Source organism: Streptomyces sp. NPDC002566 (genome assembly GCF_042889585.1).
Lineage (GTDB): Bacteria > Actinomycetota > Actinomycetes > Streptomycetales > Streptomycetaceae > Streptomyces.
Map to the genome: position 1 here is coordinate 777,171 of NZ_JBIARD010000001.1, position 24,813 is coordinate 801,983.

General features: G+C 74.0%; 19 protein-coding genes. 7 read left to right on the forward strand and 12 right to left on the reverse strand.

The window, feature by feature from the left end:
* Positions 1-89: 89 nt before the first annotated feature.
* From ACFYXA_RS03320 to ACFYXA_RS03330, 3 genes are all read right to left on the reverse strand, one after another.
* On the reverse strand, positions 90-5,642 hold the full coding sequence (locus ACFYXA_RS03320) for a hypothetical protein (RefSeq protein ID WP_389027780.1): 5,553 nt from the start codon (positions 5,640-5,642) through the stop codon (positions 90-92).
* Positions 5,639-6,052 (reverse strand): hypothetical protein, encoded by a 414-nt coding sequence (locus tag ACFYXA_RS03325; protein WP_389027782.1) that lies wholly within the window; start codon positions 6,050-6,052, stop codon positions 5,639-5,641. Before ACFYXA_RS03325 ends, ACFYXA_RS03320 begins: the two co-directional genes overlap by 4 nt.
* A 407-nt stretch (positions 6,053-6,459) precedes the next feature.
* Positions 6,460-7,590 carry an ATP-grasp domain-containing protein gene (locus ACFYXA_RS03330; protein ID WP_351340926.1) on the reverse strand — a complete coding sequence of 377 codons (1,131 nt, stop codon included), beginning with the start codon at positions 7,588-7,590 and terminating at the stop codon, positions 6,460-6,462.
* 381 nt (positions 7,591-7,971) lie between these two features.
* On the opposite strand from ACFYXA_RS03330, the gene ACFYXA_RS03335 reads away from it, so the two are divergent.
* Together ACFYXA_RS03335 and ACFYXA_RS03340 are read left to right on the forward strand one after the other, a co-directional pair.
* Complete coding sequence (locus ACFYXA_RS03335) at positions 7,972-8,850, forward strand: metallophosphoesterase (protein WP_352251009.1); 879 nt, start codon at positions 7,972-7,974, stop codon at positions 8,848-8,850.
* A complete protein-coding gene (locus ACFYXA_RS03340) occupies positions 8,847-9,560 on the forward strand; it encodes a 4'-phosphopantetheinyl transferase (RefSeq protein WP_389027785.1) in 714 nt (237 codons plus the stop codon). Before ACFYXA_RS03335 ends, ACFYXA_RS03340 begins: the two co-directional genes overlap by 4 nt.
* A gap of 28 nt (positions 9,561-9,588) precedes the next feature.
* Here ACFYXA_RS03340 and ACFYXA_RS03345 read toward each other — a convergent pair whose 3' ends face one another.
* The 3 genes from ACFYXA_RS03345 to ACFYXA_RS03355 form a co-directional block, all read right to left on the reverse strand.
* Positions 9,589-9,828, reverse strand: a complete 240-nt coding sequence (locus ACFYXA_RS03345) for a hypothetical protein (protein ID WP_352251005.1) — start codon at positions 9,826-9,828, stop codon at positions 9,589-9,591.
* Positions 9,829-10,061: 233 nt separating this feature from the next.
* On the reverse strand, positions 10,062-10,607 hold the full coding sequence (locus ACFYXA_RS03350; RefSeq protein ID WP_352251071.1) for a toxin-antitoxin system, toxin component: 546 nt from the start codon (positions 10,605-10,607) through the stop codon (positions 10,062-10,064).
* A gap of 32 nt (positions 10,608-10,639) precedes the next feature.
* Entirely contained in the window at positions 10,640-11,290 is a 651-nt protein-coding gene (locus tag ACFYXA_RS03355; RefSeq protein WP_351340921.1) for a helix-turn-helix transcriptional regulator, read from the reverse strand.
* A 229-nt stretch (positions 11,291-11,519) separates the two neighbouring features.
* On the opposite strand from ACFYXA_RS03355, the gene ACFYXA_RS03360 reads away from it, so the two are divergent.
* Complete coding sequence (locus ACFYXA_RS03360; RefSeq protein WP_352251003.1) at positions 11,520-12,185, forward strand: hypothetical protein; 666 nt, start codon at positions 11,520-11,522, stop codon at positions 12,183-12,185.
* A gap of 71 nt (positions 12,186-12,256) precedes the next feature.
* Here ACFYXA_RS03360 and ACFYXA_RS03365 read toward each other — a convergent pair whose 3' ends face one another.
* From ACFYXA_RS03365 to ACFYXA_RS03375, 3 genes are read right to left on the reverse strand one after another with little or no spacing between them, the layout of a single operon-like run.
* Complete coding sequence (locus ACFYXA_RS03365) at positions 12,257-13,204, reverse strand: PDR/VanB family oxidoreductase (protein ID WP_389027788.1); 948 nt, start codon at positions 13,202-13,204, stop codon at positions 12,257-12,259.
* On the reverse strand, positions 13,201-13,419 hold the full coding sequence (locus ACFYXA_RS03370) for a hypothetical protein (RefSeq protein WP_352250999.1): 219 nt from the start codon (positions 13,417-13,419) through the stop codon (positions 13,201-13,203). Before ACFYXA_RS03370 ends, ACFYXA_RS03365 begins: the two co-directional genes overlap by 4 nt.
* Positions 13,416-14,480, reverse strand: coding sequence for an aromatic ring-hydroxylating dioxygenase subunit alpha (locus ACFYXA_RS03375; protein ID WP_352250997.1), 1,065 nt, complete (start codon positions 14,478-14,480; stop codon positions 13,416-13,418). Before ACFYXA_RS03375 ends, ACFYXA_RS03370 begins: the two co-directional genes overlap by 4 nt.
* 316 nt (positions 14,481-14,796) lie before the next feature.
* Between ACFYXA_RS03375 and ACFYXA_RS03380 the strand changes: the two genes are divergently transcribed.
* Together ACFYXA_RS03380 and ACFYXA_RS03385 are read left to right on the forward strand one after the other, a co-directional pair.
* Positions 14,797-15,315 (forward strand): VOC family protein, encoded by a 519-nt coding sequence (locus ACFYXA_RS03380; protein ID WP_389027791.1) that lies wholly within the window; start codon positions 14,797-14,799, stop codon positions 15,313-15,315.
* 242 nt (positions 15,316-15,557) lie between these two features.
* Positions 15,558-17,609 carry a phosphocholine-specific phospholipase C gene (locus ACFYXA_RS03385; RefSeq protein ID WP_389027792.1) on the forward strand — a complete coding sequence of 684 codons (2,052 nt, stop codon included), beginning with the start codon at positions 15,558-15,560 and terminating at the stop codon, positions 17,607-17,609.
* Between the two features lie 80 nt (positions 17,610-17,689).
* On the opposite strand, the gene ACFYXA_RS03390 is transcribed toward ACFYXA_RS03385, so the two are convergent.
* A complete protein-coding gene (locus ACFYXA_RS03390) occupies positions 17,690-18,667 on the reverse strand; it encodes a hypothetical protein (protein ID WP_389027794.1) in 978 nt (325 codons plus the stop codon).
* Positions 18,664-19,470, reverse strand: coding sequence for a phosphatase PAP2 family protein (locus ACFYXA_RS03395; protein WP_389027796.1), 807 nt, complete (start codon positions 19,468-19,470; stop codon positions 18,664-18,666). Before ACFYXA_RS03395 ends, ACFYXA_RS03390 begins: the two co-directional genes overlap by 4 nt.
* Before the next feature lie 211 nt (positions 19,471-19,681).
* On the opposite strand from ACFYXA_RS03395, the gene ACFYXA_RS03400 reads away from it, so the two are divergent.
* A complete protein-coding gene (locus tag ACFYXA_RS03400; RefSeq protein WP_130437662.1) occupies positions 19,682-20,296 on the forward strand; it encodes a TetR/AcrR family transcriptional regulator in 615 nt (204 codons plus the stop codon).
* Positions 20,297-20,696: 400 nt separating this feature from the next.
* Here the strand turns inward: ACFYXA_RS03400 and ACFYXA_RS03405 are convergent, their stop codons facing one another.
* Positions 20,697-21,695 carry a DUF2510 domain-containing protein gene (locus ACFYXA_RS03405; protein WP_389027798.1) on the reverse strand — a complete coding sequence of 333 codons (999 nt, stop codon included), beginning with the start codon at positions 21,693-21,695 and terminating at the stop codon, positions 20,697-20,699.
* Positions 21,696-22,096: 401 nt separating this feature from the next.
* On the opposite strand from ACFYXA_RS03405, the gene ACFYXA_RS03410 reads away from it, so the two are divergent.
* The gene (locus ACFYXA_RS03410; RefSeq protein ID WP_389027800.1) at positions 22,097-24,808 is read left to right on the forward strand and encodes an ATP-binding protein; all 2,712 of its coding nucleotides are present in this window, start codon (positions 22,097-22,099) and stop codon (positions 24,806-24,808) included.
* Positions 24,809-24,813 lie beyond the last annotated feature (5 nt).

Sequence of the window (24,813 nt, forward strand, 5' to 3'; positions counted from 1 at the left end):
CGCGGACCTTCGGCGTCACACCGTTTAGAGCGCGCACCCCGCGCCCTGATACACCCCTCGGCGAAACTCGGAGAAAAAAGTTTCCGCGGTCAGGGCCAGGCGGTGGCGACCTGCTCGACGACGTCGAACAGCCGCTCCGGCGTGTCCGGTCCGCCCAGGGTTGTCAGGACGGGGAGGAGGGTGCCGACCCAGGCGAGCGTCTCGGCGCGGGGCTTGACTTGGCATGCGGTCAACAGGGCTTGTGAGGCTGAGAGTTGCGGTTGCGGCAGCAGCGGTGTGACCAGCGTGCGGAACATCTCCCGGTGCCGCAACGCGTCGTCCGGGACCGGATGGGTGGTCAGCAGCGGGAGCGCCTTGTCGACGACCGCGCCGGGCGGCAGCACGTCCTTGAGCCGGTCGAGCAGCGGAACGCAGACGTCACGGCCGTAGGGCGACTCGGGCACGAGTGCCTCGGCCTGGTCCAGGCTCGCCACGGCCCACCGCTCGGCCTCGGCTCGCGCGCTGCGGCGGGCGGCCTCGGCGAGGAGGAAGGCGCGGTTCTCCCCGCTGAACGACCGGAGTTCGCCCCGCAGGCGCTCCCAGCTCGCGGCGTCGGCATGGGGAGCCAGTACGCGGAGCGCCCGGTCGCGGTCCGGGTGCGGCGCGCAGTCGAGGACGGCCCGGACGACGCCGGTGAGGCGTCCGTCGTCGACCGTCGGCGGCAGACAGGCCGCCGCCCGGCAGAACGCCGCGTCCGGCAGGTGCGCCCGGAGGAAGCCGACCGCGCTCGACGTCTCGCCCAGGAGGTGCAGCCGCATCGCCGCAGCGCCCAGGGCGAGTTCGGCCTCGTCCGACTGAAGGCGGAGCGCACGCGGCATCAGGGCCAGGAGTTCACCGGTGTCGAGATGCACAAGGGCACGGCTCTCGCGCCAGAGCCGTTCCTTCGCCATGACATGTCGGGCGATGGCGGTCCGCTGCTCGGGCGACACGTGGGTGAGTTCGGCCAGCAGGGCGGCGGCGAACTCGGCGGGCTGAAGAGAGGGCAGTGTTTCCAGCAACTCATCCACCAGCGGCCCGCGTTCGGTCGCCGACACCCGTCCGGTCAGCGTCAGCAGCACAGCGACGTACGCCGACGGCGTGTCGTCTGCCGGTCGCCGCCCGACTAGCGCGCGTGCCTCGGGGATCAGCGCCTCGGGCAACGACTGCACGGCCCCGCAGAACGCGGCGGCCCAGCCGTGACCCAGCGAAGGCGTCGCCAGGTGATCCAACGCGAGTCGGGCGTGTCCGTTGCCGGCCATCAGCCGGAACGCGGTGTGCAGCACGCCGTGGTCGGTGGGGCGTCGCGTCTCCCAGTGGGCGACCGCTCGCGCGAGCAGGTCCTCACGGTCCGCGGAGCCCAACTGCGGTGCCAGCGCTTCCAGTACGTCGTCGCTCTCCAGCGCCGCCGTCGGCGCGCGTCGGCAGGCGCTCAGGCAGCGTGCGAGCAGTGGAGGCCTGCGCGGCGCGGTCGTCTGCCGAGCCGTCTCCGCCATCGATGTGAGCACCGTTTCCTCGTCCCCGATGTGCTGGACGCTCCTCAGTGCCTCGCGCAGCATCTCGCGGGCAGCCTCGGGCTCTGCGCGCTGTGACAGTCCCACCAGGAAGACCGTCCTGAGCCTCCGGGGCAGCCGGGGGAGACGGTCGTGCAGCAGCCCGGCCCGGCCGGACTCCGCGAGCCGGGCGTCCAGCGCGGCGACGGTCCCCTCATGGGTGGACCACGTCCGCACGACGTGCTCCACCGCCTCGTCCAGGTCGTCGTCGGGGAGGAAGGGCAGTAGAGAGTCCACCCGTCCCCCGTCTGAGAAGAACCCGTTCGAGGTCTCGTGCGCGCGGCGCAGCAGGCGAGCGACAGCCGCGTCCTGCTGCGCGTCGGGCAGCATGCGCAGCAGGGGCAGGGTGGTGGATGCCTGATCGTCGGTCGTCCCGCGCTCGGCCTCCAGTTCCGCCCACAGTTCCTGGGCCGCCTCCTGTCTGCGGGGCGTCGGCAACGCGGCGACGACCCAGGCGGCGGCGCGCCGCCGGCCCTGTTGACGGGGGTCCCCGTCGCGGAGGCGGTCGAACAACTCCTCGGCCAGGTCCGGCGGCAGAGCCTTGGCCAGCCGCTCGACGAGTTCAGCTTCGTGAATGCGCCGTGCCAGAAGCGTGAGCCAGTCCAGTGACCCGGAGAGCGCCTGGCGCGGCACGTGGGGCAGTACTTCTGCCGCCGCTTCGGCGACGGGTCCGACGAATGTGCCGAGCGCTGCCCCCACCAGGACTTCGAGGGATTCCTCGGGCTGACCGGTGTCCAGCAGGCGGCGGGCCAGGGCGCGGGCGACCAGGCACGCGGAGGGACCGGAAGGGATGCGCCCGACAGCGGCCCGCACGCGCGGGAGCGTCCCGGCCGGCGCTCTGCCCACCAGCGCGGCCAGCGCCTCCGGCAGTGCCTCGGCGGGCGACAAGTACCGTTCCAGCACGGCTTCGACGTCCGCGTCGGAGCCGTGCGCGACGACGGCCTCGACGAACCGGAGCTGGATCTTCACGCTCCGAGTGTGGTCGGCACCCATGGTCAAGGTCGTCTTCGTGTAGCCGGCTCGGACCAGCCCGACCAGGGCCCCCTCCTGCTGCTCCTCGTCGGCCGACGAGCCCGCCCCGATGCTCCGGGCCCTGGCGAGCAGCCCGGACGGCAGCGGCGTACCCGGGGTGCGACGCGCCAGGAGCAGCGTGAACGCCGTGTCCCCGAGCGCCGGGCCGTCCCGGGCGAGCAGCGCCGCACACGCCGGGTCGACGACCTCGGAGGGCAGGTCGGCCGCCAGTCGCCGGAGACGTGAGACCAGCCACCACAGCTCCGCGCCCCCGGCGAGCCGCTCCACGTCTCGCGCCAGATCCCGCAGGCACGACGCGGGCAACAGCCCGCAGTGAGGCAGCAGCAGCCAGGGCCGCTCCGCCGGCTCCGCCACCCGGGCGGCCACGGCCAAGGCGTCCCGCACCCGTCCGCGACGCAGATGGGCGGCGGTGAGCGAGCCCAGCGCGGTGGCGGCGTCCTCCGAGGCGGCCGCCGTCCCGACCAGGCCGGGCAGGGCGGAGTCGGGCAGCGCGTCCCCCTCCTGCACCAGAACGTCGAGCCAGTGCGCTTCGCTGCCCGAGGCGCGGGCCTCGTCAAGCGCGCGCAGGGCGTACCGGGCGCGATGGCCGGAGTGCTGCTCGCTGTCCGCCGCGGCGAGGAACGCCTTGCACCGCATGAGGTGGAGCGGCAGCAGCTCGACGGCGGCCAGCAGCCGCTCGCGCGGTTCGCCCCGCACATGCGGGAGGACGCCCGCGACGGCGTCCGTGCGAGGCCAGGGGCGGGGCAGTGCCGTCACCGCGTCGACGAGACGGCCGTGCAGACGGTCGGGGAGCCAGGGGCCCAAGGCGACCAGCGCATCGGCCTGATCGGCCGGCCGCACACCTCCGTCCGTCCCACCGGTGTCGAACGCGATGGCCTGGGCGAAGGCTTGCGACGCCTCCTCGACGGCCGCTCGGGACGCCGCCTCGCCGGCCTCCGGCTGCCGCGTCCGAAAGCGGAAGCCGAACGCGAACCACTCGCCGTCGGACAGCCGGCGCTCCAGCGCACGCCGGCGGTCCTCGGTCAGATAGGGGGCGCAGCCCGCCAGCAGGAGGGTGTCACCGCGATGGCGGCCCGTGACATCGAGGGTGTTCTCGAAATCGGCGAGGATCTCGATGTGTTCCTCCAGCCATCGGCGCACCTCCCGGCGCAACGCGTCGTCCGCGTGGGGAGCGAGCCGGGGGAGGACCGTCCGGAGGACAGCGCCGTACCGGTGGCGGCGCGCGACCTCCCACGCCTCGGGGGCGGCCCCGAGCCGTGCCGCCCAGGGGAGCACGTCCCCGAGCAGCGTCTCCCGGTCGTAGACCCCTTCTTCCTCCGCCGCCGCGATCGCCTCCCCGCACACCGCGCGCCGCTGCCCCTCGGGCAGGCGTTCGGCGACTGAGAGCAGAGCTCTCGACCGGGTGTCGGGGTCGGGCAGCCGCCGGGCGTGCGCCAGCGCCTGCGCCGCGCTCCACATGCCCCGCTCCACCAGCGCGGACAGCAGCGCGGGCGAGAGATTGCGGGACTGGTCCACGACGCTGTTCTCCGTCAGGACGCACCGGACTTCCTCCGCGAGATACGGCGCCGCCCGCCCCTCGGCGACCGCACGCCCGTTCGCCTCGCCGAGCGTCCGCCGGCACGCCCGTACATCCGCGAGGAAGCCGCTGTCGGTCCCCTCGACGTGCTGCCAGGCCTGCCGCCACCGCTCGTGCACCAGCGGGAGCCGGTCCTCGGGGCCTGCGGCGATCCGGTCCAGATGGGCGGACAGGTACTGCACGACGTACGGCGAGACCTCGGCCGGTGCCAGACTTCCCTCGCCCAGTTCACGGGCGAGCGCCAGGCCGTAGGCGGCGAACCGCCGGTCCAGTCGCCGCGACTCGGCCGCGCCGAGGTGCCGTTCGGCCCAGTACTCGCCGAGCCGGGAGTGCGCGAGGGCATGCGTCCGGCCGTCGCCGAGGAGGAAACGGGTGAGCGGGACCAGCGCGGACGCGATCGCGTGCGGCGGCGACTGCGGGTCGAGGGCGGTCAGGTCGTCGCGGCCGAGCGGCCCGGCGGCGCGGGAGAACAGCGCCATCAGCGCGCCCACCCGGCGCTCGACCTCCAGGGCCTCGAAGGCGCCGTACCGGTCCCGCCACTGGTGCCGTTGCTCCGCCCACCACCGGTCGAAGTAGCCGGCGAGCCCCGGCGGGGTGGCCGCGAGCCCGGTGAGGTCCTCGGGCCGGCCGTCGCGCAGATAGAGCGAGAGCAGCAGCGGGTCGCCGCCGCTCAGCCGGTGCAACTGGCGTGCCGGACCGGGTGCCTCGGCGCCCACGAGACGCAGGACGTCGTCCTCGGTCAGCCCCGCCAGCGGCAGCGAGACCGCGCGGCCCGGGCCGTCCAGACCCAGCGTGCGCAGCCAGTCCCCGCCGGTCGGCGCGGCGGCGGTCGTGCGGGCCGAGACGACCACCCGCAGCCCCGGCGGCGGGACCGCGGGGAGCAGATCCGCCCCCGCCTCCCAGTCGGCGGCCTCGTCCAGGCCGTCCAGGACGACCAGCAGCCGGCGTCCGTCCGGCAGGGGACGCGCCAGGTAGTCGGCGACCACCCCGCGCCACACCTCGGCCGGGGCGTGGGAGTCCAAGGGGGCCTCGTCGCCGTGGAGTCCGGCGAGGCGCGCGGCCAGCGCGGGGAAGAACACACCGGCGAGGTTGGTCCGGTAGCGGATGCTCGCGGGTACGAACGCCACCGCCTCGCCCCGGTCGAGCAGGGCCCGCGACCAGCGCACCAGCAGCGCCGACTTGCCCTGCCCCGCCGCCGCGCACAGCAGCAGGCAGGGCGGGGCGGCGGGGTCGGCCAGCCACGCGTCGAGCAGTCCCGTCTCCCGCCGCCTGCCGCCGAACGGCACCGGCCGCCCCGGGGTCCCCAGGTACTCCACCAGGAAGTTGCCGACGCGCTGCGCGTAGTCCGTGGGCAGCCGGGTGATGCCGCCCAGGAAGTGCTGGTGGACGACGTTCCCGTCCCCGACGACCAGCCCTCGTACGTCGCCGGCGGTGACCGCGGTCCGGGCCGGGCCCGCCGCCGTCATTCCCCGCGCGGCGGTGTGCCGAAGTGCATGGTGACCTGCTGCCGGTCGCCCTGGGCAAGGCCGTGCACGTCGCCGTCGACCTGGAGGCCGTACTTCTGCACCACGCGGGCCCCGGCGCCGGCCCGGACCAGGGCGGCGGCCGCGTCGACGACCTCGGGATCCCCGGCCGCGCCGGTCCTCGTCAACTGGGCGTCCAGAGCGTCGCGCACGGCAGGGTCCAGGGGGTCGGCCTCGTAGCGGGCCAGGGCGGCTTCGGCCTCCCGGTCACCGCCGAAGCGGCCTGCGAGCGCTGTGCGCAGCCGGTCGTACGCGCCCCGCGCCGCCGTGCTCGCGGACTCCCGAACCCCGTCGACCGCGCCCCCGGCCGCCCCGGCGGCCAGCGCCGCGAGGATCATGGACACCGGTTCCATGCCGCCCCCGTTCCTCGGCCCGCCCCACCGCCGGACCACGTCGGACGCACCAGCGTAGACCTCGGGGTCGGCCGCGCGGGACAGTTCCGGCAGACGGAGAGGAAAGGGCCCGCGCGGGCGGAACGGCTGTGCCGGCGTGACGTGGACGTTCGACGTTGGGCGCGGGCGCGGGCGTGGCTGCGGATGTGGCCAGGGGCGCTACGCCAACGGCGTGCGCCCGGCGCGCCGGCCGGTGCAGGGCGTGAGGGTCACTGTCGTGCGCCATCGCCGTCGCGCCGTGTGCCTCACGCCGCCGCCGCGTCCTGCGCCTCACGCCGCCGCCGCGCCCTGCGGTGTCACCGGCAGCCCGTGCCCCGCGACGTCACCGCATCCCGTGCCCCGCGCCCCCGGTCGGCGGCCTCTTCGCTCTACGCCGTCGCCGGGGCGGCCACGGCGGTGTGGTCGGGCTGGGGTGCGGGGGCCGGGACCGCCGGGAGCAGGGTCTCCGTCTCCTCCGCGCGCTGGTGCGGAAGCGACACCGCGCGCAGCGGACGCGGCCCCGAGACCACCGTGTAGTCCTGGCCGAGGAACGGCGGGACGATCTCCCCGGGGTCCTCGCCGAGCGCCAGCTGCACGGCCGCCCAGGGCGCGTTCACCCCACACAGCGACAGCTGATGGAGTCCACCGGCGGGACGCGTGTTGACGTCCATGAGAACCGGCTGCTCGCCGAGCATCCGGAACTGGATGTTGGACAGGTAGTGCAGCCCGAAGCCCTCGGCGATCAGCCGGGCCGGCTCCAGCCACTGGTCCTGAAGGGTGAATCCGCGACGACGGCCGTTCTTGGTGCGGCCGATGGCCATCCGGACCAGGTTGTCGGGACCGGTGAGGCAGTCCACGGACACCTCGGGCTGCTCCAGGCGCGGCATCACCAGCCAGTCGACCTGCTCCTCGGCCTCCTCCAGCGCCGCCACGACCGTGTCGAGCTGGACGTAGGAGCTGGGGAACCCGTTCAGCTGCTCCAGGGAGAAGGCGGACCGGGTGATCACGCGGAAGCCCACACCGCCGGCGCCGGACGCCGGCTTGAAGCACGCCCGGTGGCCGCCGTCCTCCAACTCCTCGACAGCGGCGACGAGTTCGTCCGCTGTCCGGACCCGCCACCACGGCGGCACCGGCACGCCGACCGCCTGGACGGCCTCGTAGGCGACCACCTTGTCGTGGAAGACGGCGACGCCCTCGGGCGTCGGCGCGAGCAGCGCCGTGCCGACCGCCTCGAAGTCGGCGCGGTGGGCGACGATCTCGGCCTGGTGCAGCCGGGGGACGAACACGTCGATGCCGCGCCGCGCGCACTGGTCGAGCGCGAACTCGACGTATCCGGCCGGGGACAGGCCCTCCGGCTCCAGGTCGGCGGTGTCGGCCGCGGCCAGGACGGGGGAGTCGGCGTCGGCGTGTGTGGCGTGGATCTCGACGGCGCGGTCCTTCGGATTTCGCCGCAGCTGATCCATGAAGAACACGTTCTCCGCGTACGTGCGGTTGAGCCAGACGCGTACGCGAGAGACCATGCAGGCCGCCTTTCAGGGTTCGCGGGCAGGGCGAAGCAGGCCCGTGCCCGGGCAGGGGGAATGGAGGGACACCAAACCGCCCTGCTCTGAGGCGGGTTCGAGGCGGTGGTGTTGGGGGGATCATACGGCTTCCGAGGGGTGCCGCGTGCAACGCGCATGTTACGGATTTTCCGATCTTGTTCATGACGGGCGCGAGGGCGGGTAAGGATGGGACGCCGTGCGTTCATCACGTCGCGCGTTCATCACGTCGTGCGGTCTTCGCATCGTGCGGTCACCACACCGTGTGTTGTTCACGCCGTGCGGTGTTCGCATCGCGTGGCCTTCACGCCGTGCGGTCTACGGTGGGTGCGGCGCACAGGGCGAGCGGAGCGGGGGCGCGAGGTGACGTCGAGAGCCGGGGAAACGGGTGGCGCCCGGGGGGCCGGACGGCTGCTGGCCGTCAGCGATCTGCACATCGGCTACCCAGAGAACCGCGCCCTGGTCGAGCGCATGGCCCCGGACACCGACGAGGACTGGCTGCTCGTCGCCGGCGACGTCTCGGAGAGCGTGGCGGACGTCCGCTGGGCGCTGGAAACGCTCGCGGGCCGTTTCCGCAGGGTCCTCTGGGCGCCCGGCAACCACGAGCTGTGGACCCACCCCAAGGACGCCGTCACCCTGCGGGGCGTCGCCCGCTACGAGCACCTGGTCGAGGTCTGCCGTGAGCTGGGCGTGACGACCCCCGAGGACCCCTACCCGGTGTGGGAGGGCCCCGGCGGCCCGGTCGCGGTCGCCCCGCTGTTCCTCCTGTACGACTACTCGTTCCTGCCGGCGGGCTGCGCCACCAAGGAGGAGGGCCTGGCGTACGCGCACGGCACCGGCGTCGTCTGCAACGACGAGTACCTGCTGCACCCCGACCCGTACCCGACCCGCGAGGCCTGGTGCCGGGCCCGCGTCGCCGAGACCGAACGCCGCCTCGCCGCCCTCCCGGCCGACCTGCCCACCGTCCTCGTCAACCACTACCCGCTGGACCGGCACCCCACGGACGTCCTGTGGTACCCCGAGTTCGCCATGTGGTGCGGCACCCGGCTGACAGCCGACTGGCACCGCCGGTTCCGCGTCGAGACCATGGTCTACGGCCATCTGCACATCCCCCGTACCACCTGGCACGACGGCGTCCGCTTCGAGGAGGTGTCCGTGGGCTACCCCCGCGAGTGGCGCGAGCGCCCGACGCCCCCCGGCCGGCTGCGCCGCATCCTGCCGCGAGAGGACGACACCGCGTGATCGACAAGCTGCTCCCCGAGGCCGTCGTGGTGGAGGCGTACGACGAGGAGGACGCCCGCGAGTTCGGTGACGCGCCGCTGCACCCCGAGGAGGAGGTCTTCGTGGCGCGCGCCGTCCTCAAACGCCGCCGCGAGTTCGCCCTCGTACGCACCTGCGCCCGGCGCGCCATGGAGAAGCTCGGCGTGCCGGCGCAGCCGGTGCTGCCCGGCGAGCGCGGCGCGCCCCGGTGGCCGGACGGGCTGACCGGCAGCATGACCCACTGCGAGGGTTACGGCGCGGCGGCCCTGGCCCGGACGGCGGAGCTGGCCTCGCTCGGCATCGACGCCGAACCGCACGAGCCGCTGCCCGAGGACGTGCTGCCCGCCGTCGCCCTGCCGGCGGAGACCGAGCGTCTTCGCCGGCTGGCCGCGGAGCACCCCGAGATCTGCTGGGACCGGCTGTTGTTCAGCGCCAAGGAGTCCGTCTACAAGGCGTGGTTCCCCCTCACCCGGAAGTGGCTGGACTTCAGCGAGGCCGACATCGACGTCCGCCCCGGCACCGCGACCGGCGCGGCCACGGTGACGGGCGCTCAGGGGACCTTCCGCGCCCGGCTTCTCGTCCCGGGCCCGCTCGTCGGCGGACGGCGGCTCACGCACTTCGACGGCCGCTGGACCGTGGAGCGGGGGCTGACGGCGACGGCGGTCGCGGTGCCGCCCGCCGCGATCCGGTAGCCGCGCGCGAAAGGCGTGCGCGACCGGCTCACGGCCCGGAACACCAGTGGTGGAGCAGCCGGAAGAACTCCTCCTCGTTGCCCGCCAGCCCGGCCTCGGCCAGCGCCTGCTCCGCCTCGGCCAGGACGGCGGGCGGCACCACCGGCGGGCGGCGGGCGTACGGCGTGCCGGTGGGCTCCTCGCCGAAGGCGGCCCGCACGGTGTGCAGCAGCCGCAGGTAGGCCTGGACGGCGGTGCGCTCGCGGTCGGTCAGTACGGCAGTGGGCATCGGTCGGCTCTCCCCGGGTCGGCGTCGTCTCCGCCGCGCCTGACGGCGCGTACGCCACCGTGCGGCGGCGCACTCCCCAGCTTGCCGCCCACCACTGACAATCCGGCTCCGCCCGTCTCCGGTTCGCCCGCTCAGCCCAGGCACGCCGTCACCCTGGCCCCGGCGGAAACGGCTCCCGCGCCGGAGCGGAACCGTGCGGCGACCGCCGGGGGCGCGGGGGAGGGGGGAGCGCCTCAGCTCGCGCCGCGGTCCTTCGGGCCCAGGTAGCCGAGAGCCGCCTCGATGCGGCCGGCCAGGTGGTCGCGCCGGCCGCGGCCCCGTCCCGGGGAATCCGCGAGCCAGGCACGGCACTTGCTGGCCAGCAGCAGGCCGAAGCGTTCGGCGTCCCGTTCGTCGGCCTGGTCGAAGCGGGTGCGCGCGGCCACGTTCCTGACCGTCGCCCGGAGGTCGGCGCCGTCGCTGAGTAAACGGGCCGCGACGGCGGCGCCCTCCACGTGGTGGCTGCAGTGCCCTGCCTCCATGTGCCACAGCTCGTGTCCGAGGATCACCAACTGGTGGTCGGGCGCGGTGCGTTCCTCGACGACGACGAGGTCCTGGTCCGCCATGTCGAGCCACAGCCCGCTGGCCGTGCCGGGCGGGAACGGAGCCGTACGGAAGTGGACGGGGCGGCCGCGGCGTCTGCTCATGCCCTCGCACAGGGCCGCGTACAGGTCGGCCGGCGCGGCGGGGGCCGGGAGGAGGGCCAGCTCCGCGACCAGCTCGTCGCACAGACGGCGCATGTCCTTGCTGATGCCCACAGTTCTCTCCCGGATCACGACTCGGGCCGCTTCACGCTCTCCAAGAGCATGTCCAGCCACTCGGCGACCTTGTCGCGGTGCTGGTCGGTGGGCAACTGCGCGGCCCGCCAGGCGATGCCGCGCACCCCGTGGTCCTGGAGCAGCCGCTCCAGCGGATCCTCGGCGGCCGCGGCCGCCTCCCGCGCGGCGAGTCTCTGCAGCAGGTCCTGCTCGGTGCGCTGGAGGGCGCCGGCGAGCGCCTCGGGGTCCTCGGCCGTCAGGAAACCGGCGTTCACGTGGAAGAAGCGCTGGATGGCGTCGCAGTGCTCCATCGTGGGTCTGCGGTCGCCGTTGATGAGAGCGCCCGCCTGCTGCCGGGACATGCCGGCGCCGTCGGCGATCTCCTGCTGGGTGTACTTGCGCCCGTTGGGCTTGAGCCGGGTGCGGCGCAGCAGGTCCAGCCGTTGCAGGAAGCGGGCCTGGACGTCCGGCTCGCCCGCGGGCCGGCCGCTCAGCAGGGCCTTGACGACGGCCTCCGGGACGCCGGAGGCCACGGACAGCCGGCCGGTGTCGAAGACCTCCGCGTGCGGCACGCCCAGCCGGTCCGCGAGTGCGGCGACACGGGCGACGACGGCCGACAGCAGAACCGTCGCCGTGGCGCCCGGAACCTCGAAGCCATCCGTCACCGACAGGTCTCCTACGTCTCTCACGACCCTCTCACAGGCACAGGCGATCGCCGTGAACTGACCGGAGAGTAGCGGGTCCTTCGAACTCACATCCAGACATCGCCACAACTGTGGCCTATTTCAGCCGTCAACGAGGGCCTAATGCCACGATAGTTGACACGCCTCGCGTCGGGGCACCAGGATCGGGGCGCCGCTTGAAGGCGGCAGAGGCAAGAGGGGTGACCTCCCGATGGCATATCAGGCAGGAGGGCAGCGGTCGGCGCCGCGGCCCGTCCCCGACAGTCCTCGGGCCCAGGCCTACCTCGAGGACTACGCCGCCTACCTGGAGGCCGTCTCCTTCCCGTCCGTCGTGCTGGACCACCGGTGGGACGTCGTCCTGGCCAACACCGCTTTCCGGACACTTTTCCGGGACGTGGGCCCGCACCCGACGGCCCAGCCCGACGACAACTTCCTTCGGTTCGTCCTCTTCCATCCCGACGCGGCCGCGGTCCTCGGCGACCACGAGGCGAGCTGGTGCCTGCCGATGCTGGCCCGCTTCGCCGAGGCCCTCGAACGGCACGGCCACGACCCCGCTCTCCAGGCGGTCCGGCGGGAGATCGCCCAGGACCCGATCATGGAGGCCGCCTACCGGCAGGGTCTGCCGCACTGGATCCGCGCGGTCGGCGAGGACGCCGTCGAGCACGACGGAGCGGTCAGGCCCCTCTTCCACCCCGACCCTCGCTGGGGCGCCACGCAGTGCCGTATCGTCGACGAGACGCCGAGGACCCTGAGCGAGTGGGGGTTCGCCCGGCTGACGATGGTGCTGCGCGAGGCCCCCGTGCCCGCGCCCCGCAGGGCCCTGAGGCCCCGCCGCACCGCGGGACACCTCAGCGTGGTTCCCGCCCCCGAGGTCTGACCGGGCACCGCCGGCGTTCAGGTCGCCGACGGCGCCCGGGCGGACCGGCGCGCGGCGTCACCGCCGAGCGGTCACAGGTCCAGGACCAGCCGCTTCCCCCGGCACCGCGACACGCAGATCATCATCGTCTCCCCGGCCTCGCGCTCCTGTGCGGTGAGCACCGAGTCCCGGTGGTCCACGGTGCCCTCCAGCACGTCGGTCTCGCAGGTGCCGCAGGTCCCCTCGGTGCAGGAGAACAGCACCTCGACGCCGGCCGCTCGGACGGCGTCCAGCACGGAGACGTCCGCCGCGACGGTCACCGTCCGGCCGCTCCGGGCGAGCTCCACCTCGAACTCGGCTCGCTCACCCGGCGGTTGCTCCTCAGGGTGGAACCGTTCGACGTGCAGTGCTCCGGGCGGGCACCTCTTCTCGACGGCGTCGAGCAGCGGGCCCGGGCCGCAGCAGTACACCAGCGCCCCCTCGGGCAGCCCGTCCAGCACGGCTCCGAGGTCCAGCAGCCCGGACTCCTCCTGCGGGACGAGCCTGACCCGGTCGCCGTAGCACGCCAACTCACCCGTGAACGCCATGGACTTGCGGGAGCGGCCGCCGTAGAGGAGGGTCCACTCGGCGCCGGCGGCCTCGGCCGCCGCGAGCATCGGGAGGATCGGGGTGATGCCGATGCCGCCCGCGATGAAGCGGTAGCGGGGCGCAGGCCGCAGCGCGAAGTGGTTGCGCGGCCCGCGCACCCGCACCCGGTGACCCGGTGCCAACTTCTCGTGCACATAGGCCGATCCGCCCCGCCCGGCCGGCTCGCGCAGCACCGCGACCCGCCACGCCGAACGGTCCGCCGGGTCGCCGCACAGCGAGTACTGGCGCTCCAGGCCCGGCCCGAGGACGAGATCGACGTGGGCGCCCGGCTCCCATACGGGCAGCGGCTCGCCCAGGGGATGGCGCAGCGTGAGCGCTAGCACGCCCTCCGCCGCCGACTCCGCCTCCACGACGACGAGTTCGGCCTCGGGCACGGCCGTCCCGGCGTTCACGAGCCGCTCCCTCGCGGTCCGGAAGCCGGCCGGTCCGCCGGGGGGCGTGCAGCCGCGGTCACCGGGCGGTGGCCTTCGGGGTGGCCGAGCATCCACTCCCACATCGCGGTCGGGTCCTGGGCGGTGTGCTCGGCGCCGCAGTGGCAGGTGCCGTGCAGGACGTCGGTGCCCGGCAGCCAGTCGATGCGGTAGATCTCGCCCGTGGGGCCGCTCACAGCGCAGGCTCCGCCGGCTTGTCGCCCTCCTCGACCAGCCGGGCGAGGATGCGGCGCGCGGCCAGCCCGCCGGTGTCGATGTTGATGCTCAGCTCCTGGTAGCCGGTGCGCTCGGTGCCCAGGGTCCGCTGCAGCAGGTTGAGCGCGTCGACGTCCTGCATGACCACCGTGTGGTTGCTGGTCCGCAGGAACTCGGTGACCTCCTCGTCGTCGACCGCCCAGTCCCGCGAGACCATCCAGAAGTCGTACACCTTGCCGTCGTCCGACGGGGTGATCGCGTACGTGACCTCGGTGTGGAAGCCGCCCGGGTCGCTGCCGTCCGCCTCGGGCAGCACACCGACCGGGGCGACCCGGCTGTGCAGCACGTACAGGCAGGGCGCGTGGTACTCGATGTCCTGCCAGCGCGTGATCCGGCCCTCGATGCCCGTCGAACGGGCGTAGAACGGCGGGCACTCGGCGTCGTCCATGTGCCGGCTCACCCGCACGACGCCCGCGCCCTCGTCGACCTCGGTGGTGATCGGCGTCTCGGCGACCTCGGGGGTGCCGATGTAGCCGCCGTGCAGATACGTCTCGTGGGACAGGTCGAGGAGGTTGTCGACGAGCAGCCCGTAGTCGGCGTCGATGGGCTCCATCCCGCGCACGGTGGTCCAGCCGGGGGAGTCGAGGTGACGGGCGCGCGGGATGTCCCGCGGATCGGCGAGCGCCGGATCACCGATCCACACCCAGATCAGGGAGTCCTGCTCCACCACCGGGTAGGAGGCGACCCGGGCGGTGCGCGGAACGCGTTTCTGCCCCGGCACGTACACGCAGGCGCCCGTCGTGTCGTACGTGAACCCGTGGTAGCCGCACACGATCCGGTCGCCGTCGAGACCGCTGTGCGACAGCGGGTAACGGCGGTGCACGCAGCGGTCGTGCAGGACGACCGGCGTGCCCTCGCTCTCGGTGCGGTACAGGACGAGCGGCTCGCCGAGGATCGTCCGGCCGAGCAGGTCCCGCCCGACCTCATGGCTGTAGGCGGCGACGTACCACTGGTTCCTGGCGAAGGCGGTCGTGTGAGGCATGGCGTTCCCGTCCCTGAGTGCGGGGCGCCGTCGCCCCGCGGCCGTGATGGGAATCAGGTTCCTGACGGCCGCGACCGCCCCGCAAGACGGTTTCTGCCAGACGGAAGGACTTCCGCGCGTGCGGCCGTGAGCGCGCCGATCCGCTTGCCGCCGAAGGGCGTTGCCATGTCATGTCCCCTCCCCGGCCCGGCAGAGGTGGACCAGCGCCTGAGGTGGCCTGGGGGCGGCCGGGACGTCGTGCCCGGCCGGGGCGGACGGACTCTGCGATGCTGATCACGCAGGGACCCGTCCGCTTCGCCGCCCGAGGAGAGAAGAGATGACCAGCACGCCCAAGGAAGAACCACAGCCGGACCGTTCGGTCTTCGAGGCCCAGCGGCAGCGGATCCGGGAACGGCACCTGCGGCCGAGCGGGTCCCGCCCCGCGTCGTCCGCCCGCGGCCTGCACCACACCGCCCTGATCAGCAGCGACGTCGAACGGACCGTCCGCTTCTACCAGGACGTGCTGGAGTTCCCGCTGACCGAGCTGATCGAGAACCGCGACTACCCCGGCTCCTCCCACTTCTTCTTCGACATCGGCAACGGCAACCTCCTCGCCTTCTTCGACTTCCCCGGCCTCGACGTCGGCCCCTACGCCGAGGTCCTGGGCGGGCTGCACCATGTGGCGATCTCCGTCGAACCGGAGCGCTGGCGCCGCCTCGTCGACAAGCTCGCCGAGGCCGGCGTCGACCATGTCGTGCACAGCGAGGTCTCCGTCTACTTCCGCGACCCCGACGGCGCCCGCATCGAGCTCATCGCCGACCCGCTCGGGGAGATGTACGGCAACGAGGTGCTGTGAACACCGGTCGTGCGGCGGCGCGCTGAGCGCTGACGCGGCGTCACCCGTCCCCGCACACCCCACGTACCGTCGAGCTTCACGCTGACGCCACCCGGTACTTCCCCTTCGTTCCGGGCGGCGTTGGAAGACTTCTCGCGCGCGCACTCCGTCGTCCGCCGGCCGACTCGCCGACCGACCGTCGAACCGACCGACCGTCGGACCGGCCGGCCCCCGGCAAGAACCGCACGAGAGGTCCTCCAGCCATGTCCGAAGTCAACCGGCGCAGATTCCTCCAGATCGCGGGCGCCACCACGGCCTTCAGCGCCCTGTCGGGCAGCATCGAGCGTGCCGCCGCCCTCCCCGCCCACCACCGCACGGGCACGATCGAGGACGTCGAGCACATCGTCGTCCTGATGCAGGAGAACCGTTCCTTCGACCACTACTTCGGCACGCTCAGGGGCGTACGCGGCTTCGGCGACCCGCATCCGGTCACCCTCGCCGGCGGCAAGTCCGTGTGGCGCCAGTCGGACGGCGCCAAGGACGTGCTGCCCTTCCACCCCACCGCCGACGACCTCGGCATGCAGTTCCTCGAGGGCCTGCCGCACAGCTGGCCCGACGGCCAGGCGGCCTACCACGGCGGCCGCTACGACCGCTGGGTCCCCGCCAAGGGCACCACCACCATGGCCTACCTGACCCGCGAGGACATCCCCTTCCACTACGCCCTCGCCGACAGGTTCACCGTCTGCGACGCCTACCACTGCTCCTTCATCGGCTCCACCGACCCCAACCGCTACTACCTGTGGACCGGCCACACCGGCAACGACGGCCGCGGCGGCGGGCCCGTCCTCGGCAACGACGAAGCCGGATACGACTGGCAGACCTACCCCGAGCGGCTGGAGAAGGCGGGGATCTCCTGGAAGATCTACCAGGACATCGGGGACGGCCTCGACGCCAAGGGCTCCTGGGGCTGGATCCAGGACGCCTACCGCGGCAACTACGGCGACAACTCCCTGCTCTACTTCAACAAGTACCGCGACGCCCGGCCGGGCGACCCGCTCCACGACAAGGCCCGCACCGGCACCGACGTCAAGAACGGCGACGGCTGGTTCGACGTCCTGCGCGCCGACGTCAAGGCGGGCAGGCTGCCGCAGATCTCCTGGATCGCCGCCCCGGAGGCGTTCTCCGAGCACTCCAACTGGCCCTCCAACTACGGTGCGTGGTACATCGCGCAGGTCCTCGACGCGCTCACCTCCAACCCGGCGGTGTGGGCGAAGACTGCCCTGTTCATCACCTACGACGAGAACGACGGCTTCTTCGACCACGTGGTGCCGCCGCTCCCGCCCGTCTCACCCGACCGGGGCCGCTCCACCGTCGACGTCTCCCTGGACGTCTTCCCGGGCAGCGCCACCCATGTCGCGGGGCCCTACGGTCTCGGGCCGCGCGTGCCGATGCTGGTCATCTCGCCCTGGAGCAGGGGCGGTTACGTCTGCTCCGAGACGTTCGACCACACCTCGGTCATCCGCTTCATGGAACGTCGGTTCGGAGTGCGCGAGCCGAACATCTCGCCCTGGCGGCGCACTGTCTGCGGTGACCTCACCTCGGCCTTCGACTTCTCCCGCAAGGACGCCGAGCCGGTCGCGCTCCCCGACACCGACGCCTACGAGCCCCCGGACCGCGAGCGTCACCCCGACTACCGGCCCACCCCGCCCGCCCAGGGCGTCCTGCCCCGGCAGGAGCGCGGCACCCGGCCCACCCGGCCGCTCAAGTACGCGCCCAGCGTGGACGGTTCGCTTGACCCGGCCGGGGGCACGCTCACCCTCACCTTCGCCTCGGGCGCCACGGCGGGCGCCGCCTTCCTGGTCACCTCCGGCAACCGGGCCGACGGGCCGTGGAACTACACCACCGAGGCCGGCAAGAAGGTCTCCGGCACCTGGGACCACGTCCCCTCCGGCGGCACGTACGACCTGACCGTGCACGGCCCCAACGGCTTCCTGCGCGTCTTCCGGGGCCGGGGTGACACCGCCGGCCCCGAGGTCGTCGTACGGCACGTGGGCGGCGGGCTGGAACTGACGTTCACCAACCGGGGCACCGCGACAGCCGAGTTGAAGGTGGCGGACGGCTACGGCGGCCGGACGACGACCGTACGGGTGCGGGCCCGTGCCGTCCTCAGGCGGACCGTCGCTCTGTCGGCGAGCCGGCGCTGGTACGACCTCACCGTGACCTCGCTCCAAGACCCGTCCTTCCGGCGGCGGTTCGCCGGGCACGTGGAGAACGGGCGGCCCGGGGTGAGCGATCCGGCCATCGTGACCGTGTGACCGCACCGGGAGGGTTGCAGGCCGCTGGGGGAGCAGCGCCACTGCTGGAGTCACCGTGGGTACGGGGCAGCCTGACCGCGTCACAGCCGCGTCAGGTGCCCCGTGCCCCGTGCGGGGTGCCGGCGGCGGGACGTCCTCGTCGCGCGGGGGAGCAGGGCCGGTTCGGGGGAGGCCGTCCCGGGTTCCAGGGCGAGGACGGCCGCCACCGGGTGTTCCTCCTCGGAGCCGGTTCCCGGCGTCGCCCGGGACAGCAGCACCACGCCCCAGCCGGCGAGTCCCGCACCCGCCGCGGCGAGCAGCACGCCGGTCGGTCCGCCCTCGAGCCGTTCGCCGAGGAGCGACAGGCCGATGACCGCGGCCGCCAGCGGATTGGCCAGCGTCACCACCGCCAGCGGAGCCCCGAGGCCGCCCCGGTAGGCCGTCTGCGACAGCAGCAGCCCCGCCGTGGAGAACGCGGCCACCAGCAGCGCCACCCCGATCACCTGCACGCTCAGCACCGGGCCGGACCGGTCCGTCGCGGCGACCGTCACCGTCTGGGTGAGGGCGGACGCCACGCCCGAGGCGAAGCCGGACGCGCCCGCGTGCCGCAGGCCGGGCCGGGCGCCGGGCCGCGCCAGCAGACCGATCACCATCGCCGTCGCCCCGGCCACCGCCAGCGCCTCCGGCGCGCTCAGCACCTCCTCGGGCGACGTCCCCGACGCGGTGACCAGGATCGCGGCCAGCCCGGCCAGGGTGCAGGCGGTGCCCCGCCACTCGGCCGCGCTCACCCGCCGGCCCGCGACCCGTGCGCCCATCGGCACCGCCGCGACCAGGGTGAGCGCGCCCAGCGGCTGCACGACGGTCAGCGGACCGTACTTGAGCGCCACGACGTGCAGCAGCGCGGCGCCCGCGTTCAGCCCCACCGACGCCCACCAGGCGCCCCGGCGCAGCATCCGCGCCACGCCCGAGCCCGGGGTGCGGGAGGCCAGCCGCTCCTGGGCGACGGCGGCGGCCGCGTAGGCGACGGCCGACAGCAGCGACAGGCCGACGGCGACGAGGGTGGCGTACCCGGCGCTCATCGTCCCGCCCCCACGAGCACCTGGCGTTCGCCGGCCGGCGCGAGCCGTGGCGCACCGCGTCCGGCCGGCGTGCCGACCGTTCCGGGGCGGGGCGCGCGGACCACGGCGAGCGCCAGGCCCAGCAGGGCCGCGGCGACCAGCGCGTCGAGCCAGTAGTGGTTCGCCGTCCCGACGATCACCAGCAGGGTGACCAGTGGATGCAGAAGCCACAGCCAGCGCAGGCGCGACCGGGTCGCCACGACGAGGCCGACGGCGACCATCAGCGCCCAGCCGAAGTGCAGCGAGGGCATCGCGGCGAACTGGTTCGACAGGTGATCGGTCTGCGGCGGCCCGTACACCGACGGTCCGTACGCGCGCGCGGTGTCGACGAGTCCCGTCGCGGCGAGCATGCGGGGCGGGGCCAGCGGGAAGGCCAGGTGCAGCGCCAGGGCGGCGGCCGTCACGGCGGCCAGCACCCGGCGCGCCCAGACGTAGTGCGCCGGGCGGCGCAGGTAGAGCCAGATCAGGAAGGCGGCGGTGGCCGGGAAGTGGACGGTCGCGTAGTAGGCGTTCGCGACGCGGACCACCGTGTCGCCGTGCAGCAGCAGGGACTGCACCGCGCCCTCGCCGGGCAGCCGCAGCCACCGTTCCGCGTCCCACACGTGGTGCGCGTCGCGGAAGGCCTCGCCGGTGTGGCCGGCGGCCAGTTGACGGCCGAGCTTGTAGACGAGGAAGAGCCCTGCGACGAGCAGGAGCTCACGGACTATCGGCGGCCGTGCCGGTATGTCCGGCTCCGCTTGTACAGGCTCGGTGCGGGCATTCATCCCCCGGCCCCTTCGCTGACGGTGGGTGGTGCATGTGACTCGTGGTGCGTGTGATGACGGCACGTCATCGATACGGTGCCGTACCGATACGCCAGTGTACCGATACGCGCCGGTACCGGTACACTGGCGTATCGATTGCGTACGACACACTTGAAGCAGGACCCCGGGGGGAAACCCGTGGGACACGACGGAGACAAGAGGAGAAGCGCCGATGACGTCGCAGGCCGCGGACGGACCGGAGTCGGTCACCGCCTCGCGCCGCTCCAAACTCACGCCCGAGCGTGAGCAGGAGTTCTTCGACGCCGTCCTCGAACAGATCCGCGAGTGCGGGTACGACGCCGTGACGATGGAGGGGGTCGCCGCGACCACGCGGTGCAGCAAGTCCACGCTGTACCGGCAGTGGCGTACGAAGCCGCAGTTCGTGGTGGCCGCCCTGCGCTCCCGCCGGCGCTCACGCCTGGACGGCATCGACACCGGCACCCTCGCCGGCGACCTCCGCGAGGCCGCGCGCGCCGCCGCCCGGTGGTCCATGACCGACACCAAGCTCCTCCAGGCCCTCGGCCACGCCGTCACCCAGGACCAGGAACTCGCGCGGGCGCTGCGCGAGGCGCTCGTCGACCCGGAGATCGCGGCGCTGCGGGACATCCTGCGGCGCGGGGTCGAGCGCGGCGAGATCCCGGCGGATCACCCGGCGCTGGAGTACATCCCGGCCCAGATGTTCGGCGTGGTCCGCGCCCGCCCCGTGGTGGACGGCACGTACGCCGACGAGGAGTACCTGCTCCGCTTCGTGGAGGCCGCCGTGCTGCCGGCGCTCGGCCTGACCTGAAGACCCAGGCCGCCGCCCGCGGGATGACCGGACGGCGACCTGCACGCGCCGCACCGTGGGGACGGGGGCGGCGCACCCCCCGGCCGGGTGGGACGCCCCATGAGCGGCAGGCGCCCCACCCGGCCGCCGGGGAATCCCGCCCGCGCCGGCCCGGGAATCCGACCCGCGCCGGCCCGGGAATCCGACCCGCGCCCGTCCGGGGGACCGACCCGCGCCGGCCCGGGAATCCGACCCGCGCCCGTCCGGGAATCCGCCCCGCGCCGGCCCGGGGGACCGCCCCGCGCCCGGCCCGCCCTGGCCGGCAGCCGACGGCCGCCCGGCTTGGGCGTCCGCACCCTTGGCAGCCTGCGGTCCGCCTTCGGTGGCCGGCGCTCCGACGAGGCCGCCCGTCGGGGCGTCCTCACACGTCCTGGCCGCTTCCTCCGCCCTTCGCCGGCTTGATTCCCTTGGTGATGGTGTCGATCACCGACGGGCTCTGGTCGGCGTCCACTCCGAAGCGCAGGACGACGAACCGCTTCGCGTCGGCCGGGGCCGGGAACGCCAGGGACTCGACGAAGCCGTCCGCGCCCTTGCTGGTGATCGCCTTCCAGCGGACCAGGTAGCCCTTCTGCCCGGCCACCGTCACCGCCTGCGAGGCGAGCACCTGGTGCGAGGTGATCGCGCCGTAGGTGGTGCCGCCGTAGGACTCCTTCGCGTTCGCCGCGATGTCCGCCTTGGCGATCGCCTCCGCCGTCGCACCCTTGGCGCCCAGCACCTCGGCGGGGGCCGAGTACACACCGCCCTTGGTGCACGTCTTGGTGGTGTCGCCGGGGCACTTGTAGGCGGAGTCGGAGGTCACCTGCGCGCCCCCGGTCATCTGCTGCCCCGTCCAGCCGGCCGGGATGGGGATGCTGATCCCGTTGAGCGGGTCCGTCACCGCACCGCTCTTGATCTCCGGGGGCGCGGACCCGCGGGGCGAGCCGGGGGAGCCGTCGGAGCCCTCCGAGTCGCCGAACGGGCCGCCCCCGCCGCCGTCCTGCCCGTCGGGACCGCCCCGGCCGCCGGGTCCCTGGGCCGTGCCGGGGTCGCCCGAACCGCCGTCGTTCTTGGTCAGCGCGTACACGCCGATCCCGATGCTGGTCAGCACCGCCACCGCCGCCGCGACGGCTATGCCGGTCCGCAGCCCGCGCCGCCCGCCCTTGCCGGGCGGTGCCGCCGGGTACTGCGGATAGGGATAGGCGGAGTGCGCCGGGTAGGGCCCGGCGGCCGGCCCCTGCGCCGGCGGACCCCACGCGGCGGCCGAGCCCGCGGGGCGGGTCCGGTCCGTCCACGCACCGCCGTCCCACCAGCGCTCGGTGGCGGGACCGTCACTTGTCTGCCCGGGGTCGGGGTACCACCCGGGGGGAGTCACCTGCGTCATGTCCCCACCGTATGAGGCGTCGGTGAAAGTCGGATGAGAGGGATGCCGTCTCGTGCCTTCCCATGGTGACCGGCGCGCCCCCGCCGCGCGAGCCCCCCGACGCCGTCGCACGCCGTTCCTCTTACGCCGGCGCTCCCTCCGGACACCGGCGGCGCCCTCCTTCCCGTGCGGGCCGGACGCCCGGAGCCAGGCAAGGCGCCCTGGCCGAAACGCGACGTCAATTCGGCGCGCGTCGAACGGCGTTGACGCTCCGCAGTCTCCTCCGCAGGCCCGTCGGGGCGGCTCGGGCCGCTCGCCGTCACCCGTGGAGGCAACAGCTGGCCCGACCGCCCCCGCGCGGGCCGCCGGAGGGCTACGCTCAAGGTCTGTACGTCGTTCGGGCGACTTGGGGAGGTAGCGGGATGACGGAGGTACGGCCGGCGGCGGCCGCCTCGGCTTCCCTGTGGGAGCGCGACGCGGAAGTCGCCGCCATCGAGCGGGCGGTGGAGGCGCTCCGCGCCGACCGCTCCTCCTCGGGCCATGTGCACGTGCTGCGGGGCGAGGCGGGCCTGGGCAAGACGACGCTGCTGGCCGAGACCCGCCGCATCGCGGAGGCCCGCGGCTGCACCGTGTGGTCGGCACGAGGCGGCGAGACCCTGCGGTCCGTCCCCTTCAACGTCGTACGCCAACTGCTGCAGCCCGCGCTGCTGTCGCTGCTGCCGGAGGAGGCCCGCGAGTACCTCGGCGACTGGTACGACATCGCCGGCCCCGCCCTCGGCATCGCCGAACCCGTCGCGGGCCACGCCGACCCGCAGGGCGTGTGCGACGGCCTGGTCGCCGCCGTGAGCCGGCTGGCCGCCCGCTACTACCCGCTGGTGCTGCTCGTCGACGACGCGCACTGGGCCGACCAGGAGACCCTGCGCTGGCTCGCCGCCTTCACCGAACGCCTCGACCACCTGTCCGTCCTGCTCGTCATCGCCCGCAGGCCCGACGTCAAGGGCGACGCCGCCGGACACCTCGACGCGATCTCCGCCGCCGCCGCGCACTCCGTGACCAGCCTGAGCGCCCTCACCCCGGACGCCGTGGCGGGCCTGACCCGCGACACCCTCGGCGCGCACGCCGACGACCCGTTCTGCCGCGAGGTGTGGGCCGTCACCGGCGGCAACCCGTACGAGACCGTCGAACTCCTCGCCAAGGTGCAGGAGAGCGAACTCGACCCGAGCGAGCCCTCCGCCACCGAACTGCGCCCCCTCAACCGCTCCGCCCGAGGCGGCGGACTCGTCGCCCGCCTGGAGGAACTGGGCGTCGACGCCCACCGGTTCGCGATGGCGGCCGCCATCCTGGGCACCGACATCTCCGTCGACGAGGCGGCCCGGCTCGCCGTCATGAGCCGCGAGGACGCGGCCCGCTGCGCCGAACTGCTGCGCTCCGCCCGCATCCTGACCGCGCCCGACCCGGCGGCCATGCCCTCAGCCGACGGCGACCTGGAGTTCCTCCACCCCCTGATCGCCTCCGCCATCTACGAGTCCATCCCGCCGAGCCTGCGCACCGCGATGCACGGCATCGCCGCCGCGGTCGTCACCGACGCCGGCAAGGGCCTCGCCGCCGCCTCCCGCCACCTGATCCAGGTCCACCCCGAGGGCGACGAGGAACTCGTCGAGCAACTGCGCGGCGCGGCCCGCGAACACCTCGCCGTCGGCGCCCCCGACGCGGCCCGCCTCTGCCTGGAACGCGCCCTGCAGGAACCGCCCCCGCCCGAGGTCCACGCGCGCGTACTGCACGAGTTGGGCAGCGCGACCCACCTCACCGCACCCGCGAAGACCATCGAGCACCTGCGGGCGGCGCTCGCCATGCCGGGCCTCGACGGCGGCGAACGCGTCGACGCCATCTTCCGCCTCTCCCAGGCCCTCCTGCACAACGACCAGATGGCGGAGGCCGTGCGCACGGTCGAGGCCGAGGTCGCCCGGCAGCCGCCGGGACCGGCGCGGATGCGGCTCCAGGCCGTGCAGTTCATGTGGGAGGGCGTGCACGCCGGCGAGACCGCCTCCCCGGCCCGCTCGCAGAGACTCGCCTCGCTCGCCGCGACCTGCGCCGGCCGTGACAACGCCGAACGCGCCCTGCTCATCCTGCGCGGCTTCGACGCCATGACCCACGGCGAGAACGCCGAGGAGGTCGTCGAGTACTGCGACCGCGCCCTCGTCAACGGCCGCCTCGCGCCCGGACTCGGCTGGACCGACCCCGAATGGGGCCTCGAACTGCTGATGATGCTGGCCAGCTCCTACGCCTACACCGACCGCCTCGACCGCGCCGAGGCCCTCTTCAACGAGGCCCTGCGCGCCTACGAGACGGCCGGCTGGAGCGGCGGCCACCTCGCCCTCGCCCACGCCTACCTCGGGCTCGGCCACCGCCGCCGGGGCCGTCTGAAGGACGCGGAGAAGTCCCTGCGGGAGTCGCTGCGCCTCGCCGAACGCGTCGGCCGCGGCCTGCCCCTGTACTGGTCGGCGACCTGCAACCTCGTCGACACGCTGCTCGCCCGGGGCCATGTCGACGAGGCGTGGCAGATGGCCGAACAGCACGGATTCGCCCCGCCCTACCCGTCCACGATCGTGCTGCCCGACCCGCGGTCCGTGCGGGGCAGGCTGCTGCTCGCCGTCGGCCGCACCAAGGACGCCGTCAACGAACTGGAGGAGGCCGAGAAGGCGGCGGCCGTCCGCGGCCACCTCAACCCCGTCATGGTCCCCTGGGCCGTCGACCTCGCCCGCGCCCTCGCCACCGAGGACCCGGCGCGTGCGGCCCGCCTCGCCTCCGACGCCCGCCGCCAGGCCGAGCGCTTCGGCACCGACACCGCGATCGGCGAGGCCCTGCGCTGCGCCGCCGCCCTGGAGACCGGCCAGCGCGCGGTCCGGCTGACCGCCCAGGCCGTCGCCTACCTGGAGGCCTCACCCTGCCAGTACGAGCACGCGGCGGCCCGTGTCGAACACGGCATCGCCGCCCGCTCGGTGTCCGAACTGCACCGCGGCCTCACCCTGGCCCGCTCCTGCGGCGCGGACGGCCTGGTCGTCAAGGCCCAGCAGGCGCTGGACGGTCTCGGCGCACCCCAGGTGGGGCTGGTCCCCGGCCAGACCCGCCGCTGACTCCA